Source organism: Hominimerdicola alba 8, from assembly GCF_000178155.2.
GTDB classification, from domain to species: Bacteria; Bacillota; Clostridia; order Oscillospirales; family Ruminococcaceae; genus Hominimerdicola; species Hominimerdicola alba_C.
In genome coordinates this window covers 1-1,793 of record NZ_ADKM02000105.1, presented here as the reverse complement: position 1 = coordinate 1,793, position 1,793 = coordinate 1, and the positions used below count along the sequence as shown (strand labels likewise).

1 protein-coding gene and 1 pseudogene are annotated in these 1,793 nt (G+C 46.1%); one reads left to right on the top strand and one right to left on the bottom strand.

Annotation, left to right across the window (positions count from 1 at the left end; genetic code table 11):
- A partial coding sequence (locus tag CUS_RS12880; RefSeq protein ID WP_100084589.1) for a recombinase family protein occupies positions 1–1,440 on the top strand: 1,440 nt, incomplete at its 5' end.
- An 11-nt stretch (positions 1,441–1,451) separates the two neighbouring features.
- Here the strand turns inward: CUS_RS12880 and CUS_RS12875 are convergent.
- Positions 1,452–1,793, bottom strand: a pseudogene (locus tag CUS_RS12875) (hypothetical protein); the annotation flags it as partial.

Genomic DNA, 1,793 nt, shown 5'->3' with positions numbered 1-1,793 from the left:
GTGCAGAGATTGCTCGAAGATGCACAAAACGGCAGGATCAATCTCATCATTTGTAAGGATCTGAGCCGTTTCGGTCGTAACTACATCGAGGTCGGCCGCTACATAGATTACATTTTTCCAATGTACAATATCCGCTTTATCGCTCTGACAGATAATGTCGATACAGCGAACACGGATAGTGCATCTATGGATATGCTTCCGATCATGAATGTCTTTAATGAATGGCACAGTGCGAACACTTCCAAAAAGCTGAGAGCAGTTTTTGAAGCGAACGCAAAAGCAGGAAAATACAAAACGACTGTACCGCCCTATGGTTATCTCAAGGGAACGGACAGCAAACACACGCCCGTGATCGAGCCGACAGGTGCCGCCGTAGTACGCCGTATCTTCGAGCTGAGGGCGGCGGGAAACAATATCAGGACGATCGCAAATATCCTGAATGCGGATCACATTCCCGTTCCGTCCGACCACTATTACAGCTTGATCGGCAAGCCGAATCCCATTCGCAACTGCGGTCATCTGTGGGATAACACTTCGGTGAGCCGTATCCTGAATAACCCGATCTATCTCGGCAGGCTGACGCAACTCCGCACAAAAACCGTGAGCTACAAGAATCACAAGGTCATCAAAAAAGATGAATCGGATTGGGTAGTGATCGAGAATAATCACGAGCCGATCATCTCGCAGGAGCTTTGGGATAGGGTGCAGGCTGTGAATGCATCTGTTGCAACGGGCAGACACACTAAGAATTTCAAACTGCTGCCGTTATCAGGTCTGTGCTATTGTGCTGACTGCGGGAGCAAGATGCGACAGCACGGCGGCTGTGAAAGAAACAGCACCTCGCCTGTGTATGTGTGCAGCCGATATGCAAAGTACGGCAAGGCGTATTGCTCCACGCATACGATCAGGAGAGAGCTTCTTGAAAGCCTTGTGCTTGCGGATATTCAGAGACAGATCGACTTGGTGCTGAATGAGCCTGACATTCGTGAGAAGCTCCTCGCCTACAAGAAGGGCGATAAGACAGAGCGTGACAATGCGGCAAAGAAAAGACTTCGGGATATTGATAACTGCATCAAGGAACTTGACCGCCTGATCAGGAGCGTGTATGAGGACAAGGTCGCAGGGCTTATCCCCGACAAGGTGTGTGCCGGACTCCTCGGTGAATATCAGGAGGAAAAGGATAACCTGACAGTAGAGTATGAGGAGCTTAGCAAGCGCACCGATGCCGAAGATCAAGACGAGCGTGATGTGGACGAGTATATCCGCAGAATGAAGTCCTATGCAGGGGCAGAGACACTTACCCGTGAAATGGCTCTGACACTGATCGAGTATGTCAAGGTCGATGCACACCCCGGCAAGCACAAAGCACCGAGAACCATTGAGGTCTTTTACAAGCTCATAGACAAGCCGTTGACGAACAAACATAATGCCCTCGAATAACCGAGGGCATTTCAATAAAAGCAAAACCTTCTATAAATGGTGTTTACATTGGTACATAAAAACTCTTCTACTCGTTGTACCACATTCGATATTTCTGCTTCAAAATCAATCCAGCCTTGTTTAATAATGGCTTTACTAAACCATTCTATCCATATGTTATTATCAGATAATTCTATCAATTCCTTTAAGTATTCATCGCTTCTCGCAGTTGAACTAACACTTTTATCAGTTTCATATTTAAGCTTTTTTCTGAAGTATTCTTTTACAGCATCATCAAGATTATGATAGTTTTCAGAACCATCCTCGTATTCAAAAGCATAGAATGTTCCAGAAAAAGATTTCATTCTTATAAC